At 71.9% G+C, this 23,973-nt stretch carries 18 protein-coding genes; 7 read left to right on the forward strand and 11 right to left on the reverse strand.

Annotated elements, in window-relative coordinates; translation table 11 throughout:
* Positions 1–34: 34 nt before the first annotated feature.
* Positions 35–1,879 carry a CAP domain-containing protein gene (locus tag OG357_RS02120; RefSeq protein WP_329619443.1) on the reverse strand — a complete coding sequence of 615 codons (1,845 nt, stop codon included), beginning with the start codon at positions 1,877–1,879 and terminating at the stop codon, positions 35–37.
* A gap of 372 nt (positions 1,880–2,251) precedes the next feature.
* Here OG357_RS02120 and OG357_RS02125 point away from each other — a divergent pair, with 372 nt between their 5' ends.
* From OG357_RS02125 to OG357_RS02140, 4 genes are all read left to right on the forward strand, one after another.
* Positions 2,252–3,508, forward strand: coding sequence for an MFS transporter (locus OG357_RS02125; RefSeq protein WP_329619444.1), 1,257 nt, complete (start codon positions 2,252–2,254; stop codon positions 3,506–3,508).
* Entirely contained in the window at positions 3,505–5,370 is a 1,866-nt protein-coding gene (locus OG357_RS02130; protein ID WP_329619445.1) for a S9 family peptidase, read from the forward strand. Before OG357_RS02125 ends, OG357_RS02130 begins: the two co-directional genes overlap by 4 nt.
* A gap of 260 nt (positions 5,371–5,630) precedes the next feature.
* Positions 5,631–7,532, forward strand: coding sequence for a RiPP maturation radical SAM C-methyltransferase (locus tag OG357_RS02135; protein ID WP_329619446.1), 1,902 nt, complete (start codon positions 5,631–5,633; stop codon positions 7,530–7,532).
* Between the two features lie 95 nt (positions 7,533–7,627).
* On the forward strand, positions 7,628–8,287 hold the full coding sequence (locus tag OG357_RS02140; RefSeq protein ID WP_329619447.1) for a DUF5825 family protein: 660 nt from the start codon (positions 7,628–7,630) through the stop codon (positions 8,285–8,287).
* 39 nt (positions 8,288–8,326) lie between these two features.
* On the opposite strand, the gene OG357_RS02145 is transcribed toward OG357_RS02140, so the two are convergent.
* The 10 genes from OG357_RS02145 to OG357_RS02190 form a co-directional block, all read right to left on the reverse strand.
* Positions 8,327–8,989 carry a response regulator transcription factor gene (locus OG357_RS02145; protein WP_329619448.1) on the reverse strand — a complete coding sequence of 221 codons (663 nt, stop codon included), beginning with the start codon at positions 8,987–8,989 and terminating at the stop codon, positions 8,327–8,329.
* A complete protein-coding gene (locus OG357_RS02150) occupies positions 8,986–10,185 on the reverse strand; it encodes a sensor histidine kinase (RefSeq protein ID WP_329619449.1) in 1,200 nt (399 codons plus the stop codon). The genes OG357_RS02145 and OG357_RS02150 overlap by 4 nt, the downstream gene beginning before the upstream one ends.
* Positions 10,173–11,168 (reverse strand): hypothetical protein, encoded by a 996-nt coding sequence (locus OG357_RS02155; RefSeq protein WP_329619450.1) that lies wholly within the window; start codon positions 11,166–11,168, stop codon positions 10,173–10,175. The genes OG357_RS02150 and OG357_RS02155 overlap by 13 nt, the downstream gene beginning before the upstream one ends.
* Positions 11,169–11,264: 96 nt before the next feature.
* Complete coding sequence (locus OG357_RS02160; protein ID WP_329619451.1) at positions 11,265–12,620, reverse strand: tetratricopeptide repeat protein; 1,356 nt, start codon at positions 12,618–12,620, stop codon at positions 11,265–11,267.
* A 5-nt stretch (positions 12,621–12,625) separates the two neighbouring features.
* The gene (locus OG357_RS02165) at positions 12,626–13,366 is read right to left on the reverse strand and encodes a hypothetical protein (protein WP_329619452.1); all 741 of its coding nucleotides are present in this window, start codon (positions 13,364–13,366) and stop codon (positions 12,626–12,628) included.
* Positions 13,367–13,415: 49 nt separating this feature from the next.
* Positions 13,416–14,306, reverse strand: a complete 891-nt coding sequence (locus OG357_RS02170) for a hypothetical protein (RefSeq protein WP_329619453.1) — start codon at positions 14,304–14,306, stop codon at positions 13,416–13,418.
* Positions 14,303–15,895 (reverse strand): radical SAM protein, encoded by a 1,593-nt coding sequence (locus OG357_RS02175; protein ID WP_329619454.1) that lies wholly within the window; start codon positions 15,893–15,895, stop codon positions 14,303–14,305. Before OG357_RS02175 ends, OG357_RS02170 begins: the two co-directional genes overlap by 4 nt.
* 7 nt (positions 15,896–15,902) lie before the next feature.
* Entirely contained in the window at positions 15,903–16,625 is a 723-nt protein-coding gene (locus OG357_RS02180) for a hypothetical protein (protein ID WP_329619455.1), read from the reverse strand.
* On the reverse strand, positions 16,622–17,260 hold the full coding sequence (locus OG357_RS02185; RefSeq protein WP_329619456.1) for a flavoprotein: 639 nt from the start codon (positions 17,258–17,260) through the stop codon (positions 16,622–16,624). The genes OG357_RS02180 and OG357_RS02185 overlap by 4 nt, the downstream gene beginning before the upstream one ends.
* A 162-nt stretch (positions 17,261–17,422) precedes the next feature.
* A complete protein-coding gene (locus OG357_RS02190) occupies positions 17,423–18,700 on the reverse strand; it encodes an MFS transporter (protein ID WP_329619457.1) in 1,278 nt (425 codons plus the stop codon).
* A gap of 204 nt (positions 18,701–18,904) precedes the next feature.
* Here OG357_RS02190 and OG357_RS02195 point away from each other — a divergent pair, with 204 nt between their 5' ends.
* From OG357_RS02195 to OG357_RS02205, 3 genes are all read left to right on the forward strand, one after another.
* Positions 18,905–19,078 carry an MbtH family protein gene (locus tag OG357_RS02195; RefSeq protein ID WP_329619458.1) on the forward strand — a complete coding sequence of 58 codons (174 nt, stop codon included), beginning with the start codon at positions 18,905–18,907 and terminating at the stop codon, positions 19,076–19,078.
* A gap of 92 nt (positions 19,079–19,170) precedes the next feature.
* Positions 19,171–22,824: an amino acid adenylation domain-containing protein gene (locus OG357_RS02200; protein WP_329619459.1), complete on the forward strand. Its 3,654-nt coding sequence runs from the start codon at positions 19,171–19,173 to the stop codon at positions 22,822–22,824.
* A 63-nt stretch (positions 22,825–22,887) separates the two neighbouring features.
* Positions 22,888–23,955, forward strand: coding sequence for a MupA/Atu3671 family FMN-dependent luciferase-like monooxygenase (locus tag OG357_RS02205; RefSeq protein WP_329619460.1), 1,068 nt, complete (start codon positions 22,888–22,890; stop codon positions 23,953–23,955).
* The last annotated feature ends 18 nt before the right edge of the window (positions 23,956–23,973 follow it).

Below are 23,973 nucleotides of genomic sequence, written 5' to 3' on the forward strand. Positions count from 1 at the left end.
TCAGGTGTTCAGGCGAGGCCGTGGGGCAACGGTGTCAGCGGGCGCCGAAGACCTGAGTCCAGTAGGGGCCGCCCTCGGAGTGGATGCCGATGCCGATCTCCTTGAACGAGCAGTTGAGGATGTTCGCGCGGTGCCCCGGGCTGTTCATCCAGGAGTCCATGACCTGTTCCGGCGTGCTCTGGCCCATGGCGATGTTCTCGCCGTACGTCGACCAGGGGTAGCCGGCTGCCGTCACCCGCTCCCCCGGGCCGTCGCCGTCGGGATTGGTGTGGTCGAAGAAGTCACGCGCCGCCATGTCCTCGGAGTGGTCCTGGGCCGCCCTGGTCAGGGTCCCGTTCGCCGACAGCGGGCCACAGCCCGCCTTGGCGCGCTCCGCGTTGACGAGGGCCACGACCTGGTCGGCGGCCGAGCTCTGGCCCTGGTCGTTCTGCGCTCCGGCACCGGCGTCGTTGTTCGTTCCCGCGTCCGCCCCCGTGTTCGTGCCTGTATTGGCGGTGGAATTCGAGCCCGTGCCGGTGCCGGTGCCGGCTGACTGCGAGGGGCTCGCGGGCGCCGTGGTACGGGGCGGGGTCGTCTTCACCTGGACCGGCGGGGTCGTGCGGGTCGGACGGGGCGGCGCGGTGGTCGTCCGCGCCGTGGGCGATGCCGTCCCGGAGGGGCGTGCGGCGGCGGACTTGGAGGTGGACGGCGAGGCGGAAGGGATCGCCGATGCCGTAAGCGGGGCCGCGGAGTGGGCGGACGGGTCGTGGGCGACCGGCAGGTCCGGGCCCGGAGCCGACAGCCGGTTCGCTTCGAGGATCTCGTCGTTCCCTCCACGGCCGCCGTGCAGCGAGAACGCCCCGCCCGTGACCGCCATGACCACGACACCAGCCGCGATGACGGCCCGGCGCCGATTCCGATCCTGTGTCTGACGACGGCGGCGGAGAGCCGCGCGCGAGCCGCGTCGGCCCGGCGCCGAGGAGGCGGTGGCAGCCCCGTGGCGGGATATGTGGGGGCGGCCGGGCTCCGGAGGCCCGGCCAGGAGGTACGGCTCCGTCAGGTCGCCTATTGCGGCTGCGTACGGCTGCTCGATGGTTTCGTACGAGTCGGGGGCGTACGAAGGTGTCGCGCGCTCCCGCTCGTCCTCACTCGCCCCGGACGAACCCGCGGGTGCCGTGGCCGTCAGGAGGAACCCCGCGGGGACCAGTCCGCTCCAGCGGGTCGCGCAGTGCGCGCAGGCCAGCGTGTGCTGGGTCAAGTGGTCGCGCCACGGGGCGGAGGGGCGGCCGTCCCAGCCCGCTGCCTCTCGGCTCAGGAAGGGGCAGGACGGGTTCTCGGACAGCGCGCCCGCCACGACCCGGGCCGCGTCGAACCGGGCCTGTAGCGCCTCGACGCGTACCGTCGTGTCCTCGACCGACCACCGCAGCGCGGCCGCGGTCTCGTAGCGGGTCAGCTCACCCGTGCACTCGAGCCGCCACAGGGCCAGCAGCTCGCCGTCGTCCGGGTCCAGCCACCGCGCCGCCGTGGTGATCTCGTAGGCCTGACCCGTGAGGTGCTGCCCGGCAGCCGGGACCGCGACGTCCCCGTACGCGAAACCGGCCGGCTGCGCGTGGCGGTGCCTGCGGATCCCGTCCACGGCGATCGCGACCAGCCACGGCCGGAAGGTGCCGGGATCGGAAACGGTGTGCAGACCGTCGAGGGCGCGCAGCATCGTCTCCCGTACGACATGCTCGACGTGATCGCCGTGCTCGGTACCCCCTCGGCCGCTCATGGCGAGCGCCACGGTGGTACGGATCAGGGGCAGGTGGGCGGTGACCAGCTGCTCCCGCGCCCACGGGTCACCGTTCCGCGCCGCCAGGACCAGCTCCGCGCCCCGCTCGATTCCTGTGCTCTGCCGCACGCCGACTGTCCCGTCTGTTGGAGATGGTTGCGCAGGGGAGAGCCTGGGGCCGATCCATGGATAACGGAAAGCCGAAGGACGGTGAAAGTGATGTGGGTCACATGAGGGGTGACGACCGCCCTCAGGGGGCGTGACGCCACTCTCCGGCCGTGCGCGCGGTCCGTTCGTGAACGTCCGGAAGACGTGCACAGACCAGTTACCCGGCACCCCGAGAAGTCCCATTTCTTGATCAAGAATCCTATTCGAACCCGGGTATTGTGACGCTCCTGTCCGTTCGATACGATCGCAACCCTCAACGACCGAAAGTCCGCCTATTTCAGGGGGCATTGTGGGTGCGTTAGCGTCAGCAATTCCTTCCGAGCGGCATTCTTGATGGGCGAGGCCGAGGAGAAGTTAAGACCATCCGGCCCCGACTTATCAAAGAATTCTTCCACATCCCCGTTCCGAAGACGGGATTTCTCACTCTTCTGGGCAGCGGGCGCCGTCGACGGTCTCGGCACCTGCGCTTCCTCTCTCTTTCTTCCGCTGATTCTGCTGGGCGCCGGATATTCGCCCGGACTCGCCGGACTCGTGGCGTCCGTGGCATTGGTCAGCGGACTGGTGGTCTCACCGATCGCGGGCGTCTTCGCCGACCGTTGGCCGCGCAAGCCGATGATGTACGCGGCGGCCCTGGTCGCGGCGGGGGCCATGGGATCGGTGTTCGTGGCCGTCGCCCTCGGTCATGTCGTCCTCGTCCACGTCCTCGTCGCCGCCGTGGTCGAGCAGGCGGCCGGCGCCACCTACGGGGCGGCGGCCTCCGGGACGATCCGGCGGCTGGTCCCGCCCGAGCAGTACTCCCGGGCGATCGGATACCTGCAGGCGCGGGACCAGGCGGTGCAGATCGTCGGCCCGACGCTGGGCGGCGTGCTGTACCAGCTGGCGCGGTGGGTACCGCTGCTCGCGGACGCGGCGTCGTTCCTGCTGGTGGCGGTGTTGAGCAAGGCGATCCGCGCGGACCTGACACCCGTACGGGAGGGTCCTCCCGCATCGTTCACCCGTGACCTCGCCGAAGGGCTGCGTTTCGTGTGGGCCGAGCCCTTCCTGCGCTTCGTGGTCGTGTGGACCGCCGGGATCAACGCGCTGCTCGGCGCGCTGTACTTCCACGCGGTCCTCACCTCCCACGCCCAGGGCGCCAGCCCCTCCTCGATCGGGCTCGTCCTCACCCTGGCCGGCGTCGGTGGGCTGCTGGGCGCCCTCGCCGCGCCGTGGCTGGTGCGGCGGGTGCCGGCCGCGCGGATCGTGACGGGTGCGTCGTGGGTCATGGTGCCGACGGCTGCCGGGCTTGCGCTCACGTCCCGGACCTGGGCCTACGGGCTGTTGCTGAGCGCGGTGTCGCTGATCGTGCCGTCCGTGGCGGTCGTCCTGCAGACCCGGGCGGTGCTGGTCACCCCCGATCGGCTCCTGGCCCGGATGGGGACGGTGCTGGGCACCGCCGGCCAGGGTGTCGCGGTGCTCGCGCCGGTGGCGGCGGGAGTTCTGGTCGCGGCGTACGGCGGCCGTGCGGTGGCGTTGGGCTGCGCGGGCGCGTTCGCCGGGCTGGCGCTGTACGCGACCGCCCGGGCCCGGCTCGTGGTCCGGGAGGCACGGTGACGCCGGCCCCGCCGAAGGCGGCCACGCGCACGTACGGCGTCTACCGGCCGGTGCTGCCGGTGACCAGCCCCCGCAACCCGGACCGGATGGTGTACACCGGGGATGCCGACGGCCGGTGCGAGATCTTCACCTGGGACCGCTCCAGCGGCGCCGGACGGCAGGTGACGGACCGTCCGCACGGCACACTCCTGTGCGCCGTCGACGGCGACGAGGCCGTGTGGTGGTTCGACGAGGACCGCGGCGGCAGCGGCGGCTGGCGCACCCAGGACTTCGACGGCGGCCCGGACCGTCCGGCGCTGACCGGGGTGCCGCAGGGGCGGCCCGCCGGACTCGCGCTGACGGACGGGGGCACGGTGGCCGTCGGCATCCGCGGCCCCGAGGGACTCAGCGTGCACTTGGGGCGGCGCGGCGGCGTCGGCATACCTGTCCTGCACACGATGGATTCCGGCACCCTGTGCGACCTGGCGCCGGACGGCGGGCTCCTTGCGCTGTCCGGGCCCGCGCACTCCGCCCGCGCTGTGACCCTGCTGGCCCCGGACGGGACCACCGTCGCCGTACTCTCCGGCACCAGGGAACGCACCTGGGCGCTCGGCTTCGCCCCCACGCGCGAGTCGTTACCGGGTCCGACGCGATTACCCGGTCCGACACCGCTACCTGGTCCGACGTCGTTGTCCGGACGCACCCTGCTGCTGGTCATGCGCGAGCGCGCCGGCCGCTACCACCTCGGCACGTGGGCACCCGGGCGTGGACTGGAGCTGCTCCCCTGGTGTTCCTTCGATACCGAGACGACCGCCCGCTGGTATCCCGGCCCGGGTGGCGCACGAGTCCTGCTCCGGCAGGACAGGCACGGCCGCAGCCGGCTGTTCACCGCCGACCTCGACCGCCGCGAGCTGACCCCCGTACCCACCCCGGAGGGGAGCATCCTCGACGCGTCACCGGCCGCCGACGGTGATGTGCACTTCATCTGGACCGACGCGGTGAACGTGCCGCGCGCGATGTCCCTTTCGGGTGCGCCACTGCCCGGCCAGAGCCAGTGGCGCCTCCCCCGGTTCGGCCGCCGCCAGGACCTGTGGACACCCGGGCCCGACGGCCCCGTGCACACGTTCGTCACCACTCCGGCCGACCGTCCCGCGCCGTACCCGCTGGTCTTCCTCGTCCACGGCGGCCCGGCCGACCACGACCGGGACGCCTACGACCCCATGGTGCAGGCCCTCGTCGGCTCGGGCTACGCCGTGGCCCGCGTCAACTACCGGGGCTCGACCGGCTACGGGCCGCGCTGGCGCTCCGCCTACTCCGAGGGCGTCGGCCACACCCAGGTCGCCGACCTGGTGCGGGCCCGGGCCGAGCTGCTGGACCGGGGTATCGGCCGCGAGGGCGCCGTGGGCCTGTGCGGCACGTCGTGGGGCGGCTATCTGACGCTGCTGGCCATGGGAACCCGTCCCGACCTGTGGGACGCCGGGGTGGCCGTGAAGCCGCTCGCCGACTGCGTCACGGCCTTCCGGCACTCCACGCCCGCCCTCCAGGCGCTGGACACCGCGCTGTTCGGCGGCACTCCGGACCAGGTGCCCGACGCCTACGCCCACGCCTCCCCGTCCTCGTACGCGGCCGCCATCCGCTCCCCGCTGCTGGTCGTCGCCGCACGGCGGGACGCCAAGTGCCCGCCGGAACAGGTCGAGGCGTACCTGGCCGTGCTGCGCGCGGGCGGTGTGGCCCACGAGCTGATGTGGCTGGACTCGGGCCATGACGGCTACGACGGTGCCGACCACCTGGCCGTGATCCGGCGGTCCCTCAGATTTCTCGGCCGCGGGCTGCCTTCGGCGCCCGTGCGGACCGAGCCGTCCCCGCACCCGGAGAGGAGGTGAACATCATGCAGAAGGACATCATCCACGGCGACCCGCTCGACGGCGACGAGGAGAGCCGCAAGCCGGGCGTCGGCGTCGTCGTCTACCTCCGCTCCGCGGAGGAGATGGAGGACGAGGACAAGTAGCACGTAGGGGCCGGTCCCGCACCCCGTGCGCGACCGGCCCCTATCCCACCGGACCGGACCGGACCCGGCCGGACCCGGCCGGATGCCTGGCACATGACCGACTTCGTGCACTGATCACATGAGAAGAGGCGAGCCATGCGCGTACTCCTGGTGAACATGCCCTGGGCCCCGATCGATCTCCCGTCGCTGGCTCTCGGAATTCTCAAGCGCAGTGTCGACGAGCGCGTCCCGAACGGAACAGCGGACGTTCTCCATGCCAACATCGAGTACGTGGACTGGATCACCAAGAACACCGAGTTCACCTTGGAGGACTACTCCTACTACGCGCTCGGTTCCTATTTCCTGGGCTGTGGTGACTGGGTGTTCTCCTCCGCCCTGTACGACGACCCCCAGTGGCGGGTTCCCGAATTCACCGATGCGATGAGCAGCCGGGTACGCGGGGCCCGGATGGAGATGACGCAGGCGCTGCACGTGACCGCGCCTGATTTCGTCCGACACATTGCCGAGCAAATCGTCGAACTCGCTCCGGACGTCGTCGGCTTCACCTCGACGTTCCAGCAGAACACCGCAGCTCTGGCGGCCGCCAAGTACGTCAAGCGCCTCGCCCCGCACATCGCGACGGCCATGGGCGGCGCCAACTGCGACGGCAAGCAGGGCGAGGCCGTCCACCGCAACTTCCCCTTCGTCGACTACGTCGTGCGCGGCGAGGGAGAGGTGTCGTTCCCCGCGCTGCTCACGGCGCTGGACGCGGGCGAACCGCTGTCAGAGGTACCCGGACTGTGCTGGCGCGACGCGGACGGCGCGTCCGTCGTCAACGCCATGAGCACCAAACCGCTGCCGCCGGCCTCGATCCTCCCGCCGGACTACGCCGGGTACTTCGAGCGGCTCGCCTCCTCCCACGCCCGGAACTGGGTCGAGCCCAAACTGGTTGTCGAGGGCGCGCGGGGCTGCTGGTGGGGCGAGAAGCACCACTGCACCTTCTGCGGGCTGAACGGCTCGTTCATGCAGTTCCGCAGCAAGAGCCCGGACGTGTTCTACGACGAGATCATCGAACTGGCCCGCAAACACCGGGTCCTGGACATGTACGTCGTCGACAACATCCTGGACATGGGGTACGTGAACACGGTGCTGCCCCGCATCATCGACAGCGGGTTCGACCTGCGCATGCACATCGAGATCAAGTCCAACATGCGGCGGGGCCAGCTCCAGACCCTCGCCGACGCGGGCCTGATCTTCGTCCAGCCGGGCATCGAGAGCCTCAACAGCCGGGTCCTCACCCTGATGGACAAGGGCGTGACCGGCGGCCAGAACGTCCGGATGCTCCGCGACGCCGCCACCGTCGGCCTCTCGGTGGCCTGGAACTACCTGCACGGCTTCCCCGGCGAGGACCGCGAGGACTACGACGACGTGGTGGACCAACTGGCCGCGCTGGAGCACCTCAACCCGCCCGTGGGCCCGTCGTCCCGGATCGCCATCGAGCGGTTCAGCCCGTACTTCAACGACCCCGGGCTCGGCTTCTCCGAACTGCGCCCCGCCGAACCGTACCGGCTCACCTACGACCTCCCCGACGCCGAGATGTTCGACCTGGCGTATGTCTTCGACGTCCCGCCGCGCGGGATCGGCGAGGACGTCGTCGACCGCCTCGACGAGGGCATCGCGCACTGGAAACGGAACTACGCCGGCAGCCGTCTCACCCACTGCGATCTGGAGGACCGGATCGTCCTGGTCAGTCGGCGCCGGGCCTTCGACTGGACACACCTGGAACTGACCGACCCGTTCGAGCTGGCCCTGTTCCGGCTGCTCGACCAGCCGCACACGGTGAAGGCCGCCGCCCGCAAGCTGGACAAGGACCACCACGTGGGCGAGGACGCCGTGCGTCAGGTGTTGACGCGGTGGCGGGCGCTCGGGGTGGTCTTCGAGGACAGCGGGCAGTTCGTGCAGATCGCGCCGCCGGCACTCAACGAGGAGTTCCTGCGGATCGACTTCATGCGGCACACCTCGGCCCGCGAGGCCGAGCTGACCGCGACGACCGCCTGACGACCGCCTGACGACGGCCGATCCCGACGACTGCCCAACGCCTGCCCGACGCCTGCCCGACGCCTGCCCGACGCCTGCCCGACGGAGAGACGACGATGACTCCTGCACTCACCGGTACCGCACCCTTCACCGTTTCCGCCTCACGGGACTACGACCCCGCGGTGGGCTCGCTGTCCGCCATGTCCCTGGGCAGCTACGAGATCGACATGACCGGCGGCGAGGCCGCCCGGCGGCTGTTCGCCGCCGGGGCCCGGCACGTCACGCTTCCCCGCCCGGTCGACGTGACGGACACCGCCGACGCAGCCTGGTCGGTGAGGGCGCTCAGCTTCGTGGGCGACCTGTCCAGCCTGGCCATCTCGGTCGACTGGCAGCTCCACACCGGCCCGGACCCGGAGGCCTGGCGCCACTACAGCCATCTGCACCCGCCGACCGCCGTCCTCGGCACCGCCGACCCGGCGGCGACGGCACTCGCATGGCGCAATGCGTACTACATCTGCAAGTGCGTCTTCCGGTACGGCCCCGGGTTCATCCAGGTCCGCGACCGGCGCTACGGCGAGCTGCGCCGCTTCACCATCGACGAACCGGAGTACCACGAGGCCATCGAGGCCCTCACCGACGGCGCTCTCGCCGACGCGATCCCGCAGCCGATCCTGGACGACCTCATGGCCGAGACCCTGGTCCTGCGCCTCGGTGACCACCTGTGGTGGGCCCCGTACCGCGTCCGCCGCTGGTCGGAGGCACCGCTGGTGATCTGATCCCCCGGCGCGAACGACGACGGAGCCCAGGCGCCTCGGTCAGGATCCGATCCGGATCAAGCGGTGTTCGTAGGCGTAGATCACCGCCTGTACCCGATCGCGCAGCCCCAGCTTGGCCAGGATGCGTCCGACGTGTGTCTTCACCGTCCCCTCGGAGAGGAACAGCCGGCGAGCAATCGTCGCGTTGGAGTCGCCGCGCGCGATCAGCAGCAGCACATCGCGCTCCCGGTCCGTCAGTGACGCGACCGGGTCCGGTGCGCCGTGGCGCGAAGCCGGGAGGTCCGCGGCCACGTGGTCGAGCAGGCGGCGCGTGGTGGAGGGGGCGATCACCGCATCGCCGCGGTGCACGGTGCGGATCGCCGCGAGCAGGTCCTCCGCCGGCGCGTCCTTCACCAGAAAGCCGCTCGCACCGGCCTGGAGTGCAGCGAAGGCGTGCTCGTCGAGGTCGAAGGTGGTCAGGACGATCACTTTCGGTGCGTCAGCGTGGGTCAGCAGCCGTCGAGTTGCTTCCACTCCGTCGAGTCGCGGCATGCGTACGTCCATGAGCACGACGTCGGCACGGCGGCCGGCGAGCAGTTCCAGCGCCTCGACACCGTCACCGGCCTCGCCGACGACCTCCATGTCGTCCTGCGACTCGACCACCATGACGAAGCCGTCCCGCACCATCACCTGGTCGTCCACGAAGACCACCCGGATCGTCATCGCGTCTCTCCTCCCGTTTGCCGCGGCAGTCGTGCCCGGACCAGAAAGCCTCTGCCGTCCTCGCCCGCCGGACCGGTGCGCACCGTGCCACCGACCACCGCCATCCGCTCGCGCATCCCGATCAGCCCCTGGCCCGCCCCGTCGTTCACGCCGGGCCCGTGTCCGTTGTCGCTCACCTCGACGACGAGCGCTCCGCCGGACCAGTCGAACCGTATCCGGGCCTGAGCGCCGCGCCCCGCATGTTTCAGGGTGTTCGTCAGAGCCTCCTGAACCAGGCGGTGCACGACGAGTCCGGCCGCCGCGCTCAGAGCGTACGGCTCCCCGCTCACCGTGTGATCCACGGTCAGCCCCGCGGCTCTGACCCGGTCCAGCAGCACTGGCAGTTCCGCGAGTCCGGGTTGCGGATCCCAGCAGTCGGCGGCCTCGGAAGTACCGGAGCGCAGCACCCCGAGCAGCCCTCGCATATCGGTGAGTGCCTGCCGCCCGGTCTCCTCGATCCGGCCGAGCACCTCGGCGGCGCGCTCCGGCCTGGCGCGCGCCGCATAGCGACCTCCCTGGGCCTGGCTGACGATCACCGACAGGGAGTGGGCGATGACGTCGTGCATCTCCCTCGACACACGCGCCCGTTCACTCAACACGGCACTGCGGGCCCGCTCCTCACGGTCGGCCTCGGCCCGTGCGGCGCGGGCCAACAACTCCTCCGTATAGGCCAGTTGCATACGACGATACGCGCCGAGGCTGACCGCGACCGCCACCACGGCCAGGAGCAGGCCGGCCAAGTACGCCACCGGGACGGGCATCCGTCCGGGTGGTCCGGCGGCGGACCAGACCGCGGCCGTGACCGCTGCGATCGCGCCGACGGCCGGGGCGACGAGCCGGGACCGGTCTCCGCCATGGGCCGTGTACGCGTACAGCCCGATCGGGAACACCAGCAGCGAGGGCAGCAGGGGAAGCCCTCCTGTTCCGGCGAGTTGCACGGTTCCCGCCGTGGTGACCACGGCGAACGACAGCGTCGGCGCGACGCGCCGCCAGGCCAGGGCCGCATGTCCGAGGAGCACCGCGACCGCGAACGGCAGGAGTCGGCTCCTCGGTACCGCCAGCCACAGCAGTGTCAGGGACCAGGCGCCGACCGGCACCGCGACGACACTCGCGAGCAGGATGTCTCGTGGCGCGGGACGCGATGTCAGTGCCCGCACTGCGCGCACTCCTTCCTGGTGCGGTGCCCGTACGAGAGGGCGGCCGCGGCGAGTGAGAGGCCGAACAGCGACCAACTGCCGTACACCGTCGTGATGACGAGGAAGTTGTCGTCCTCGGACCCGAACGGCAGCTCGGGTCCGCCGAACAGACGGTTGACGCCGGCGAAGACCGGGATCAGACCCTGCAGGATGTGCAGGGATGCCAGGCTCCATCCGGCGAGCAGCGGCACCCGTCGAGGGAGCCTGCGGCCCCACGGCCGGACCAGCGCCAGAGCCAGCAGCACGCTCCCGGCCAGCAGGAGCGCCGACATGACCGGGGCGCCGGTCTCGTTGAAGTCCGCGGGACGGCCGAACTCACCGCCCAGCCACCAGGAGAACTTCACCGCCGGATACACGCACGCCAGCACGCAGGCAGCGTATGCCGGCCACGCCGCCTGCCACGCCTCCGCGTCGGGCGTACGGCCGCACCTGTCGCAGCCGGTCCCCGTCACGCGTTGGTACGCCAGTACAGTCCTGGCCAGCGCCACAGTCGCGACGAAGGCCGCCGCTCGGGTGAGAAAGCCGGGCCAGTCGACCTGTGCGAAGTCACCGGCGGGGATACCGGTGGCCCAGAAGAAGGCGCGGAAGCCGTCGAAGACGACACCGACCGCGGCCCACAGCAGCAGCACGGACGCGAGCCAGCCGACGGCCACCACCGGCCGCCGCCGCCCCACGCCACGCGAGATGGCGAGCGTCGCGCCCAGTCCGAGTAGGCCGGCGGCACAGGGCGCCCAGCCCGGGACGATGCCCAGGGACGTGATGTAGTCCCGCCCGCCGGGAAGGTACGGCTGGACGGCCCAGGTCGCGAGAGTGGCGGCGGCGCCCAGGGCACTCACCGCCACTGGTACGGAGGAGGACCTGGGCACGGCCACAGGTGGTGTCCGGCTGTCGTTCGTCACGCGGTCGTTGGCCACGCGGTCGTTCGTCACGCTGTCGTTCGTCATGCGACCACCGTGGCCGCCGCAGGACCATGAGCGCGTCTGTCCTAAGTCTCGATGCCGTACGACCTGAGACAGAGACAGCGCGACTTCCCTGCCGCGTCACACCCTCGCGCGTGTGCGGGAGAAGGCAGCCGACCGCCATGCCGGCCTGAGTCCCGCCGTTACCGGACCTGAGAGCCTCGGGTGGTGGAGTTCCTCCTCGCGGTCGCCGTAGAGCATGGTCACGTTGATACGGAGGTTCTCGTAGCCGGGGCGGAAGCGGACCGCGTCCGACGCGTGGAAGAGGTCCGAGTTGAAGATCACCGCCCGGTTCCGCCGGTACGGGATGGTGATGCTGCGGGCCTGGCGGCTCCGCAGGAACGGCCGGATCAGGTCCTGGCGGCCGTTGTAGCTGTCGAAGCCCCAGGACAAAGGGGCGTCCACGTCGTGCACCACCAGGCCGCCCGAGTGCTCGTCGGCGTTCGCGGCGTCCGGCGTGATCCAGAAGTTGACGTTGACGGCGGCGAAGTCCGCGTGCGTGGTGACGTCGGCCGGTACGTCGGGGCCGCACTTGAAGCCCCAGATCTGGCGCAGCGGGTACCTGTCGCCGATCAACCGGGGCAGGGCGTCCCGTAGTTCCTCGGCGATCTGGGTGAGCAGGGGGCAGACGAACCCGTCCTGCATGAGCGAGCCGAGCCGACCGTGGTCGTAGCGGTTGCCGAACCACACCGTCGACTCCAGACAGAACCGGTACAGCTCCTCCAGTGCCTCCTCGGTGAGGAAGTCGTCGACGGTCACCACGCCGGGTGCGTTCGCCATGTACTGGTCCTCGACCCCGGTGGGATCCCACCGGCGGGACAGGGCACGCGCCACGCGCGGAGTGTCACGGACATGCAGCAGTCGGTTGTAGGTGGGCGCGATGCTCCGATTGGCGTCGGTGTCGAGGGGTTCCCTGGCGTCGGGTCCCCCGAGCACCAGCCGCTCGTGCACGGCCCGGTAGGAGTCGATGACCTGCTCGTACTCCGCACCGAGCACGCCCAGACGCCGGAGGTGGCGCATCTGGTCGATGTCGTGGCGCAGCTTCGGCACGCTCAGCGGGACGACCGACCGCACGGCCGGGTCGGAGGAGCCCCAGCGCAGCCGGGCGAAGAGGAGGGCACATGCCTCGGCGAGCGGGAAGTCGCCCCGTTCCAGAGCCACCGTGACCGCCTCCGGCAGCCACTCCGGCTCCGACTCCGGCTCCGGCTCCGGCTCCGGAGCGCCCTCGCCCGGGCCCGGCTCGTCACACCACGGCAGCGCCTCTTCCCAGCGCCCCGAGGCGGCCAGCAGGAGCGCCAGTTCGCGGCGGGCCGACCGGTCCTCGGGGTCGGCCCGGAGCACGTCGGCGAGGACGCGCGCCGCCTCCTCCGATCCGCCGGAACCGGCGGCTGCCCTCACCCGGGCGACCACCGGACCGGCGTCCCATGACGTTCCCACCCGCGTCACCCGAGCCCGAGCGCGCCGCGCGCCCGGAGCTCCACCGCGTAGCGGGCGAGACCGTCGAGGGTCACCGTGGTGTACGGCGGCGCGAAGTCCGAGCCGATCGCGTGGGCCTCCTCCGCCTGCGTCGTCCTGATCCACGTGGTCCAGGTGATGGAGGTCAGCGGCGTGATGCCGCGGGGCTCGATGCCGACGCCCTCCTGGGACTCCGCCGGCGCTCCGCCGTGCCGGCCGTTCTCGTCGCCGCAGAGCGTGTGCGCGGCGTGGAGGTTGACGAAGTAGTGCAGCAGGTCCTCGGTGAGTCCGTGGATGCCTGTCCCGGCCACGCACCCTTCGAGCAGGGCGGCGACGATGTCCTGACCACCGTTGGCGACCGTCGCCTCGCAGAAGTCGGCGAGGAACTCGGGACCGGTGGGGACCCTGTCCGTGTGGTCGTGGACGTAGTCCTGGAGCCACTGCAGGAGCTTCGCGTTGGCGAAGACCGCGTACACGAGGCGGTCGGTGTAGGCCGCCTGCTCCGCCGTGACGGGCGGGACGTCGAGGTACTCCGTGAGGATCCGGGACGGACCGGTGATGAACTGCTCGCGGAGCAGGAAGTCCGTCTCCATGGCCTGGAACAGGGCGTCGATGCGCCGTACGTTCGCGGCGCGGGCCATCATGGTGGACCGCTGCGCGTTCCCCTGCCTGCGGGACGGCCTCTCCGGCGCCTTGTGGTCCAGCGTCTTCTCCAGGACGTTCTCCACCGTGCTCTCTCCTTCGGGTTGTTCGTTCTCGTCGTGTGAACCAGGGGGGTCACAGGGCCGGTTCGGCTGGTGCCGGTTCGGCTGGTGCCGGTTCGGCTCGCTCGGCTTCGTGGAGGCTGCCCCACGCCATCCACTGCTCCGGTGCCGCGTTCACGCACCGGTCCAGCCACGTGCCGTACGCGTCCAGAGCCGCGTCGGCGGTGCCGGGCAGCCGGGCCCCGACGCACGGGGCGATCCGGCCCGCGACCTCCGGGGCCGCCACCGCCCGCGTCTCGAGCTGCCGTCTGGCGGCCAGGGCGAGCAGGCCGGTCGGCACGTTCAGCCGGCCGCCGAGCACCGACAGGGCGCGTACGTCCCGGGTGCCGGGGTAACAGGTGTCCAGATTCGCGACCATGACGGCGTCCGAGCCCAGCCAGCGGCGGATGTCGGCGGCGGCCAGCCGCGTCAGCAGCAGGGGTTCGCCGAGCCGCAGCCGCTCCGCGTACATCTTCCGTACCAGCGGGTTCCGGTCGTGCACGATCGGGAGGACGGGCCGTCCCGTGGCCTCCGCCACGAGGAGCGGCACCATCAGCGCGTGCCCGAGCTGGGTGGTCAGGACGAGGCGGGTCGTGCCCAGCCGGGCGCGCACCTCGGCGACGGCTTCTTGCCACCCCGGGAGGACCTCACGCGGTCCGTGCCGCAGGATGTCGTGCAGGCGGAGGTAGTACCCGGCCAGCCAGCTCACCATGGCGACGTACGGATCGGTGGGATGCCGCCAGTGCGCGGTGTAGCGCCCGCCGTGGCACCGGAGGAAGAGCTTGACGTCGTCGCCGATGGTCTCGGCGAGCACCCTGACGGCGTACCGGTGCCGTGCGCCTTCGCCGTACGGAGGCGGCGGATGTGCGGCCAGTTCCCGCAGGACGGCGACGTCCCAGTCCGAACCGGTGATCCGGATGCTCATCGCGGGGGCGCCACGGCGAGGTCGGGCGCCGTGGCCGCGCCGGAGCCTCCGGCCGCCCGGGACTTCGCCCGCTCGTGGTAGGCGCGGAGCGCCGACCCGCGGCGAGAGACGTCCTCCAGGATGCGGGGGAACAACGCGAGCCGGGTCGTGCACTCCAGCTCGTCCACCGAGAACAGCGAGCCGTTGTTGATCAGGGCGCGCGCCGGGCACGTGCCCGCGCACTGATGGAGCCAGGGGCAGGAGGCGCACGGCGCGTCCTCCGTGAGCCACCGCTCGCGGTCGCGCAGGGCGGCCGCCGCCGGGGTGCTCCGGCTGCGTACGGTCAGGGAACCGTCGGCGATCGGCAGCAGAGTGCGTCCGGGTGGCGGGGCCACGGCGGCCCGGGGCAGCAGCTGGAACGCGGGGTGGTAGCTGCAGTCGCAGGCCCGGACGGAGCCCACCGCGTCCAGGACCAGGAGGTCGCTGGAGGCGCCGCAGGGCATCTTCATGCACATGTTGGGGCGTTCGACGGAGAGGAACGGCTCGATCAGCTGGACCAGGTTGGTGAGGTACGGGGGTTCGAGGTCCCCGTCCAGCACCTCCGTGAGCCGTCTGCCGAGGAAGGCGGCGAACGTCTGCCGGAACCGGTGTGTCTCGGGCTTGTCGTCGGCGCGTCCCTCGGCGTCGGCCGGGAGCATCTTCCAGCTGTGCACGCCCATGCCCCGGAAGAACTCCCAGACGCGGTCGAGGTCGTCCGGTGTGGTGTCGGTGCCGACGACGCTGATGTAGCCGACCTCGTCGCGCATGAACTCGGGGAAGCGGTCGAAGTTCTCGACGATCCGCGCGAACGTGCCGCGGCCGCGGTGGTCGACGCGGTGCCGGTCGTTGATGTCCTGCGGCCCGTCCAGGGAGACGCCGACCGTGAACGCGTGCCTCCGCAGGAACGCGACGACGTCCTCGGTGAAGTGCCGGCCGTTGGTCTGGACGGTGAAGTGCACGGACGCCCCCACCTCGGTGGCGCGCAGTTCGGCGAACTCCACGAGCTCGCGGATCTGGCCGAACCGCAGCATGGGTTCACCGCCGTGGAACATCAGCGTCAGCCGACGCCCGGGGACCAGGCATTCGGTGATGAGCCGTCGAGCCACTTCGGAGGTCATCCGGCCCGGCCAGCGTCCGCTGTCGTAGTCGTAGCAGTAGTCGCAGGCGATGTCGCAGGCGCCGGTGAGTTTCAGCAGGAGCGCCGTCGGCGGCTCGGCGCCGACGGCCTCGCCGGCGCCGACGACTCCGTCTCCGACGCCGCGCGGTGCGGGCACGGCGCGGACCCCGGTCCGGCCGCCGACGAAGACCAGGCCGGCGTCATAGAGGGCCCGCAGGGTGCCGGCCGCGTCGGGAAACCCCGGCCAGGCGGTGAATTCGGCGACGCTCGTGCCGTCCAGGGCGTCGAGCATCGGATACAGGGCGGCCGGCAGTCGGAGCCAGCCCGGCCGGCCGTGCGGCAGCAGGAGGAGTTCGTCGTCCTCCACCGGGATGCGGTAGTGGCGGGCGACCCGGATCGGCTCGCCGCCGTCCAGGTCCTCCCAGCGGGGCAGCGGAGCGATGCTGTATTTCATCGTGGCGTCAGCAGCAGGTGGTCTTGGACCAGGAGGAGGGCAGCAGTGCGTCGTTGTCCGCACCGTCCACCTCACGGACGTCGAAGCGGCCGAACCGGTCGACGTCGAACCCGCTCTCCCGCAGGTAGTCGTGGATCTCCGGGCTGACCCGTGACGTGAAGGGAACGCCGTCGCCGCCGAGGAGGCCCCGGTTGTTCGCCGCGATCGCCTCCAGGTCCACCCCGTGAGTGCGCAGATAGGCGCGGGCCCGCTCCGAGAGCCGGCAGTCCCCGAACAGGGCGGTCGCGACGTCGGCGGTGAGCTCGTCCGACTCGGCGATGTCCCGGGCGCCGCTTCCCGGGAGCTTGATGTTGATCTCCAGCGCGTCGGAGGGCCGCTCCTTGCCGTCGTACGCGTCGTACGTGAAGGTCATGAGGGCGCACCCACCCGAGGTGAGGTCGATGCCGTGCCGCCGGCAGACCTCGGCGAGCTTGTCGCTCGGGACGAACTCCACGGCGCCGGGGGACGGGCAGATGCCGAGGGGCTCGCGGGCGGCGAGCGAGGCGAGGTGGTTGAAGTCGATGCCCTCCTGCGCGAGCGCTTCGCTCAGTTCGGGCCTGACGCGTTCGTTGCCGAAGAGGAAGCGGGCGAGTGACAGCTCGAAGCGGGCCCGCCGCCCGGCGGGCACGTCGACGGGGACGAGGACCTCGATCTGGACGACGGGGACGTTCGTGATCTTCTGGGTGGTCATCTGCTGTGCTCCGTTCTCTGGGGACGTGAGGGAGGAGTCTGTGGCGGTACGGCGGTCAGCGCGGCGAGAGCGGCGGCGACCTCCGCCACCGGGGGCGCGGTGCCGTCGCGGGGAGGCAGCACCTGGACTCCGGCGGACCGGAGGCGTCGGATGTTCCGCCGGACCGGTTCGCCGTTCCACATGCGGGGATGCATCGACGGCACGACGAGGGTGGGGATCCCTGTCGCGCACAGGTAGGCGGTGGAGGCCAGGTCGGTCGCGAGCCCGTTGGCCACCCGCCCGAGGAACCCGGCCGAGGCCGGGTAGACCAGCACCCGCCGGGCCACGTCCGTGAGCCAGACGTGCAGCGGCCGGAGCCCGGGGCCGGTGGTCTCGCGGGTCAGCACCGGGCAGCGGCCCAGGTGCCGGACCGCCGCCGGAGTCACGAACCGCCGTGCCGCGTCGGTGAGGACGACCGCAGTGGGCCCCGGAAGCGCCGACGACAGTTCGTGGAGGAGGCCGCCGATGTTGACCGCGGCGACCGACCCGGTCCCGATGACGAGCGTCAGCCCGTCGCGGGAGGCCGTCTCGGTGAACGCCTCGGTGAACGTCTCAGTGGGACCGTACGGGGGCGGCGCACCGATGTCGTCGAACATCCTGATCTCCGGAGGGGGGTGGGGTCGCTCGACGCCTCGCGGAACTCGTGCGAGAGCGCCATGGCCTCATCGATAGCAGGCGTGGAAAGGCCCTCCGGGGAACCTGCGTGCGACGCTCGGTCAATCAATCCCAACAGCGGACCGGCATGTGGGGTACGGGCCTCAGGCCCCGGCCCCGGCCTCACCGGCGGGTGCGCCCGGCAGGTCGCGGAGGCCGCGCAGCGGCCCCACCAGGAGGAAACCGCCGGCTGCGACAAGCGCGGCCGTGACGGCCCACATCGTGGAGCGGGCGCCGAAGAGGGAGGCGAGGGAGCCGCCCAGGAGGGCGCCGAGCGGGATGGTGCTGTAGTTGAGGAACAGGGTGGTCGCGGTGACGCGCCCCAGCAGCGCGGGCGGGCAGTACGCCTGCCGGAAGCTGACGGTGATGACGTTGCAGGCCACTATCCCGGCGAGCATCACGGTCGTTCCGAGCACGAAGAACGCCAGCCCCGGCCCGGGACCGGCGAGCGCGGCGAGGAGCCCGAAGGGCGAGGCGGCGAACTGGATGGCCAGCAGGGCGCGTGCCGTGCCCAGGCGCCGGGCGAGCCGGCCGGCCACGAGGCCGCCGAGCACCCCGCCGAGACCGCCGCAGGAGACGAGCCAGCCGAGCGTGTCGGAGCCGACGCCGACGGTCCGCACGAGGAAGACGATCTGGACGGCCTGGAAGCCGGCCATCGCCAGGTTGACCGCCGCGCCGAAGGCGGTGACGGCCCGGACCCACGGGTCACCGACGACGAAGCGCAGGCCGTCGGAGATCTCGCGGCTCAGGCGCCGCCGGGGCGGCGGGGCGGGGCGCGGCCCTTCGGGGCGGATGGCCAGGAGACAGAGCGAGGACACCACGAAGGAAGCCGCGTCGAGCAGCAGGCCCGGCACACTGCCCACGGTCTGGGCGATCAGCCCGCCGAGACCGGGGCCCGCCACCCTGGCGGCCTGATCCCCGGCCTGAAGCTGCGCGTTGCGGTCCATCAGATCGGCCGTGGGGACCAGTTGGGGCAGATAGGCCGAATAGGCGGTGGAAAAGAAGACGGAGGCGGTACCGGAGATCAGGGCGGCCGCAAGGAGATGGCCGATGGACAGGAATCCCAGCCACCACGTGGCCGGAACACTCACGAACACCGCCGCGGAGACGGCGTTGCACACGAGCATCACCCGGCGCGGCGGAAGACGGTCGACCCACGCACCGGCAGGCAGGCCGATGACCAGCCACGGCAGCCACGGCGCTGCGGTGAGCACACCCATCACGAACGGCGAGGCCTGGAGTGTGGCGACGGCCACGAGCGGCAGCAGGACGGACGTCACGCTGGTGCCCAGCTTGCTGGTGGTCTCGCCGACGAGCAGCAATCGGAAGTTCCGGCGGGAGCGTCGGTCCTGGCCTTTCGCGGACTGCGTGGCAGCCGGCACAGCGGATTCCAGAACGGCCTCCGGACTTCGATAGCACGACGAATTCATGGCGCGCCACAGAGTACGTGCGGTGGCCGGGAGTTCGGGCTGGATCGTACAAGTTCATCGCCCTGGAAACCAGGGTGGCCATTTCCCGCTGGTGCCGTTTAGGCTCTGCCGCGTCCATTGCCAACGAACCATGCCTCGTGGGAGGGTCGAGCCCGGATGATCAATCCGTTCGCGAATGAATCCGGTCAATTCCCGGTCCTCGTAAATGGCGAGAACCAGCACTCCCTCCGGCCTTTGGAATTTGATATTCCGGCCGGATGGAGCACGGCATTCGGACCGGACCTGCGGGCGGCGAGCCTGCGTACCGCGATGGCCACGGCACCGCACTAGCGACGGCCCCGGCGAGAGGCCGCGCCCCGCTCCCGTCACCTCCGTCATCGCCCACACCGGCACCGTCCTCTCTCCCCTGCAAGGAGCTGTCCGTGGTCACCAGCGCGATCGACCTCCTCACGCGGTTTCTGCGGGAGGCGGCCCGGCACCCCGACCGTGCCGCCGTGATGACGCCGTCGGAGTCGGTGACGTTCGGCGAGCTGGGCGAACGGGTCGAGCGGACCGCACAGTTGCTGAGCGCGGCGGGCGCGGGGCCCGGTACGACCGTCGCCCTGGATCTCCCCCGGGGTGTCGACCTTGTGGCGGCGATGCTCGCGGTGTGGCGGGCCGGCGCGGCGTACGTATCGCTCGACCCCGCCCATCCGGCGCACGGGCGGCGCCTGTTAGCCGAGGATGCCGGGGCTCGTCTCGTGCTCACCGCGGGGCCGGACGACACCGAGTGGCCGGCGGGCACGCGCCGCCTCGAACTGGGCTCCCGGGCCGGTCTCCCTTCCAGCCTCGACCCGGTGTCGTCGGGTACACCGGCCCCGGCGCGGGTGGTGTGGGACGCGGACCTCGGGTCGGACGCCTCGGTGCGGCAGTGGGTCCGGATCTGCCGCGGCGACACCCTGCTCCTCCCGACCGACGAACTGCGCGCCGACCCCGGACTGTTCGCCCGGTTACTCAAGGAGTACGGGGCCACCGGCCTCGACGGCGTGGACGCCCCGGCACGACCGCTGCTCGACCTCTTCGAGGAGCGCGCCGGGGCCGCCCCGGACGCCACCGCCCTGGTGTTCGGGAAGGACGAGGTCTCGTACGCGGAGCTCGACGCCCGCGCGAACCGACTGGCCCATGTGCTGGCCGCGCGGGGCGCCGGGCCGGAGACGGTGGTCGCCTCGGCGCTCGACCGCTCGGTGGAACTGGTCGTCGCGGTCCTGGCGGTGATGAAGGCCGGGGCCGCCCATCTTCCGGTAGACCCCGGCTACCCGCAGCAGCGCATCGCCCACATCCTGGGCGACGCGGCCCCGGCACTGCTCCTCGCGGATTCCGGCACGGCCCTCCCGGCCGGCACCGCGGTGCCGCGTACCGACATGGACGATCCGGAGACCGCCGCGGCGCTGCGGCGCGCCCCGGTGTCCGGCCCGCCGGCCGGCGCCCGGCGCGCAGAGCGCGACCTGCCCGCGTACGTCATCTACACGTCCGGGTCCACCGGCCTGCCGAAGGGCGTGGTCGTCACCCGCTCCGGTCTCGCCAACCTCACCGCCCACCAGCGCGACACCCTCGCGGTGGACGCCGGCAGCCGCGTCCTGCAGTTCGCCTCGCCCAGCTTCGACGCGTTCTTCTGGGAACTGGCGATGGCCCTGTCGGCGGGGGCCGCGCTCGTCCTGGCGCCCGCCCTCAGCCTGCTGCCCGGGCCCGGACTGCGCCGTCTCGCCGACGAACAGCGGGTCACCCACGCGACCCTGCCCCCGTCGGTGCTGCGCGTCCTGCCGTCCGACGCCCTCCCGCGCGTCCGTGTCCTGGTCGCCGCCGGCGAGGCCCTGGACGCGGACCAGCAGCGGCGCTGGGCTCCCGGCCGGACCCTGATCAACGCGTACGGACCGACGGAGGCCACGGTCTGCGTCACCATGAGCCGGCCCCTCGCGGCGAGCGCCGGCCCACCGCCGATCGGCGGGGCGATCCGGGGCACGCGCCTCCATGTCCTCGACGCCGCCCTGCGGCCGGTGCCCGCCGGAGTGGTGGGCGAGCTGTACGTCGCCGGGGCGGGCCTGGCCCGCGGCTATCTGGACCGGCCCGGTCTGACGGCGCAGCGGTTCGTCGCGGACCCGTTCGGCCCGGCCGGGACGCGGATGTACCGTACCGGCGATCTGGGCCGCCGGCGGACGTCGGGCGAACTGGAGTTCGCCGGTCGCTCGGACGATCAGGTCAAGGTACGCGGACACCGGATCGAACCCGGCGAGGTCGAGGCGCGGCTCGCCGAACACCCCGGGTTGTCCGCCGCCGCGGTGACCGTGCACGAGGACCAGGACGGTGACCGCAGGCTCGTCGCCTACGTCCGCCGCGAGTCGACCGCGTCGGCGAGCGCCGGCCGAGCGAGCGACGCGGCCCGCGTGGCCGACTGGCGCCGCGTCCTCGACGCCGTGCCGGCCGACGGCCGACCGACGGCCTTCGGCGAGGACTTCACCGGGTGGAACAGCGCATACGACGGCAGCGCGCTGCCGCTGGAGGAGCTGCGGGAGTGGCGCGACGAGACCGTACGGAGCATCCGTGCCCTGCGGCCCCGGCGCGTTCTCGAACTCGGCGTGGGCAGTGGTCTGTTGCTGTCGCGTCTCGCCCCCGAGGCGGAGGCCTACTGGGGGCTCGACCTCGCGCCCCGGGTGATCGAGCGGCTGCGGCGGCAGGTGGACGAGCGACCGGACCTGGCGGGGCGGGTGGTGCTGCACAGCCGGCCGGCCGACGACCACGAGGGCGTCCCGCGCGGGTACTTCGACGTGGTCGTCCTCAACTCCGTCGTCCAGTACTTCCCCAGCGGACGCCATCTCGCGCGGGTGCTGGAGCTCGCGGCGGCCGCCCTGGCGCCCGGTGGGTCGGTGTTCGTCGGCGACGTCCGGCACCTGGGGCTCATGGAGTCCTTCCACGGTACGGTCGCGGCCCGTTCGGCGGGCACCGTACCGGGAAGCGGGGAGCATCGCCGGGCCGTGGCGCGCGGCATCGCTGCGGAGCCGGAGCTGCTGGTGGATCCGGAGTTCTTCCGGTCGCTGACGGTCCCGGCCGAGGCGTCCGGGCCGCTCTTCGCGACCTGCGACGTACGGCTGAAGCGGGGAACCCATCACAACGAACTGACCCGCTACCGCTACGACGTCGTCCTGCGCCGCACCGGCGAAGCACCGTCGCCCCGCACCGGCGCGGTGGCGGAACTCCTGTGGGGAGCGGACGTGCGGACGCTCGCCGACGTCGCCGACGTCCTGCGCGACCGTGCGCGGGACGCCGTACCCGTCCGGGTCGCCGGGGTGCCCAACGCGCGCCTCGCCGAGGATCTGCGCGCGGCGGGCGGGACACCGGGCTCCGGTCCGGACCCGGAGGAGCTCGCGCGGCTCGGCGAACGGCTGGGGCACCGCGTCGTGGTGCGCTGGTCCGCGAAGGCTGGGCCCGACCACGTCGACGCCGAGTTCTCCTCCGGGGAGTGGGACGTCCCGCCGGAGATCGGAACCGAGCCGGTGGTCGATCCCGAGCGCCATGTCAACGTGCCCTTCGCGGCGTCCGACGACACGGAGCTCATCGCATCGGTCGGCGCATGGGCGGCCGCGTACCTCCCCGTGTACATGGTGCCGTCCGCGATCGTCGTCCTCGACGCGTTGCCGCTCACCCCGCACGGCAAGCTCGACCGGGCGGCCCTGACCGCCTTGCCGGCCTCGCACGGCGCCCGGCGCGGGGCCGGCCGCCGGCCGCGGACCCCGCAGGAGGCGGCGCTGTGCCGGATGTACGCGGAGGTCCTCGGGCTCGCCACGGCGGGCCCGGCGAACGGGGTGGACGCGCCGAGCGGGGACGACGCGGCGTACGTCGTGGGGATCGACGACGACTTCTTCGCGCTCGGCGGCCATTCGCTGCTCGTCACCCGCCTGGTCAGCCGCGTCCGCGCCGAGCTGGGAGTGGAGGTCCAGGTCCGTACGGTCTACGACGCGCCCACGGTGGCCGGCCTCGCGTCCCGGCTCACGGGAACCCGCACGGCACGACCGGCCATGCGGAGAATGCCGCGCCCCGGCTGACGGCGGCACGGGCTCGCGACACCGACCGGCTCACATACGGCAAGGGTTACCGAAGGATTCCCGATGGACTTCAGCCTCTTCTACTTCGCCGACGACAGCACACCGGAGGGAGACGCCGGACGGTACGAACTCCTCCTGGAGGGCGCCCGCTTCGCCGACCGGAACGGCTTCCGCGCGGTATGGACGCCCGAACGGCACTTCCACCCCTTCGGCGGGCTCTACCCGAACCCGTCCGTGGTGGGCGCCGCCCTGGCGATGATCACAAGCACCGTCGCCATCCGCGCCGGGAGCGTCGTCGCGCCGCTCCACCATCCGCTGAGGATCGCCGAGGAGTGGTCGGTCGTGGACAACCTCTCCGGCGGGCGGGCCGGGGTGTCCCTCGCCTCCGGCTGGCACCCGGTGGACTTCGCGCTGAGCCAAGTGCCGTACGAGGACCGCAAACGCATACTGGGCGACAGCATCGGGCAACTCCGCGGGCTGTGGCGCGGCGACGGCCACGAGGTCGTGGACGGCAACGGCGCCCCCGCGACCGTACGGATCTTCCCGCCACCGGTGCAGCGGGAGCTGCCGCTCTGGGTGACCAGTGCCGGCGACACGGACACCTTCCGTACGGCGGCGGTGGCGCGGGCCGGTGTCCTCACGCATCTGCTGCACCAGGACGTCGACGAACTCGCCGCGAAGATCGCCGCGTACCGGCGGACGGCGCGTGGAACGCACGACGGCTGGGACGGGCATGTCGTCCTGATGCTGCACACCTTCCTCGGCGCCGACCGGGACGAGGTGCGCGCCACCGTCGACGGACCGCTGCGGGCCTATCTGAGGAGCTCGGTCCATCTCCTCGCCCGCTCGTTCGGCGCCCTCGACCCGGACTTCGACATCGACGCGCTGGAGGACGAGGACCTCGACTTCCTCGTCGCCCAGTCCTTCGACACGTACTTCGAGCAGCGGGGGCTGTTCGGAACGGTGGAGGAGGCGACGGCGACGGTCGAGCGGCTGCGCGGCATCGGCGTGGACGAGATCGCCTGCCTGATCGACTTCGGCATCGACACCAAGACCGTTCTGGACGGGCTGCGCCATCTGAACGCCCTCCGCGAAGCATCCGCCCTCCGCGAAGCATCCGAAGCGAACTGATCCGAGAGACCCGAGAGG

Source organism: Streptomyces sp. NBC_01255 (genome assembly GCF_036226445.1).
Taxonomy (GTDB): Bacteria; Actinomycetota; Actinomycetes; order Streptomycetales; family Streptomycetaceae; genus Streptomyces.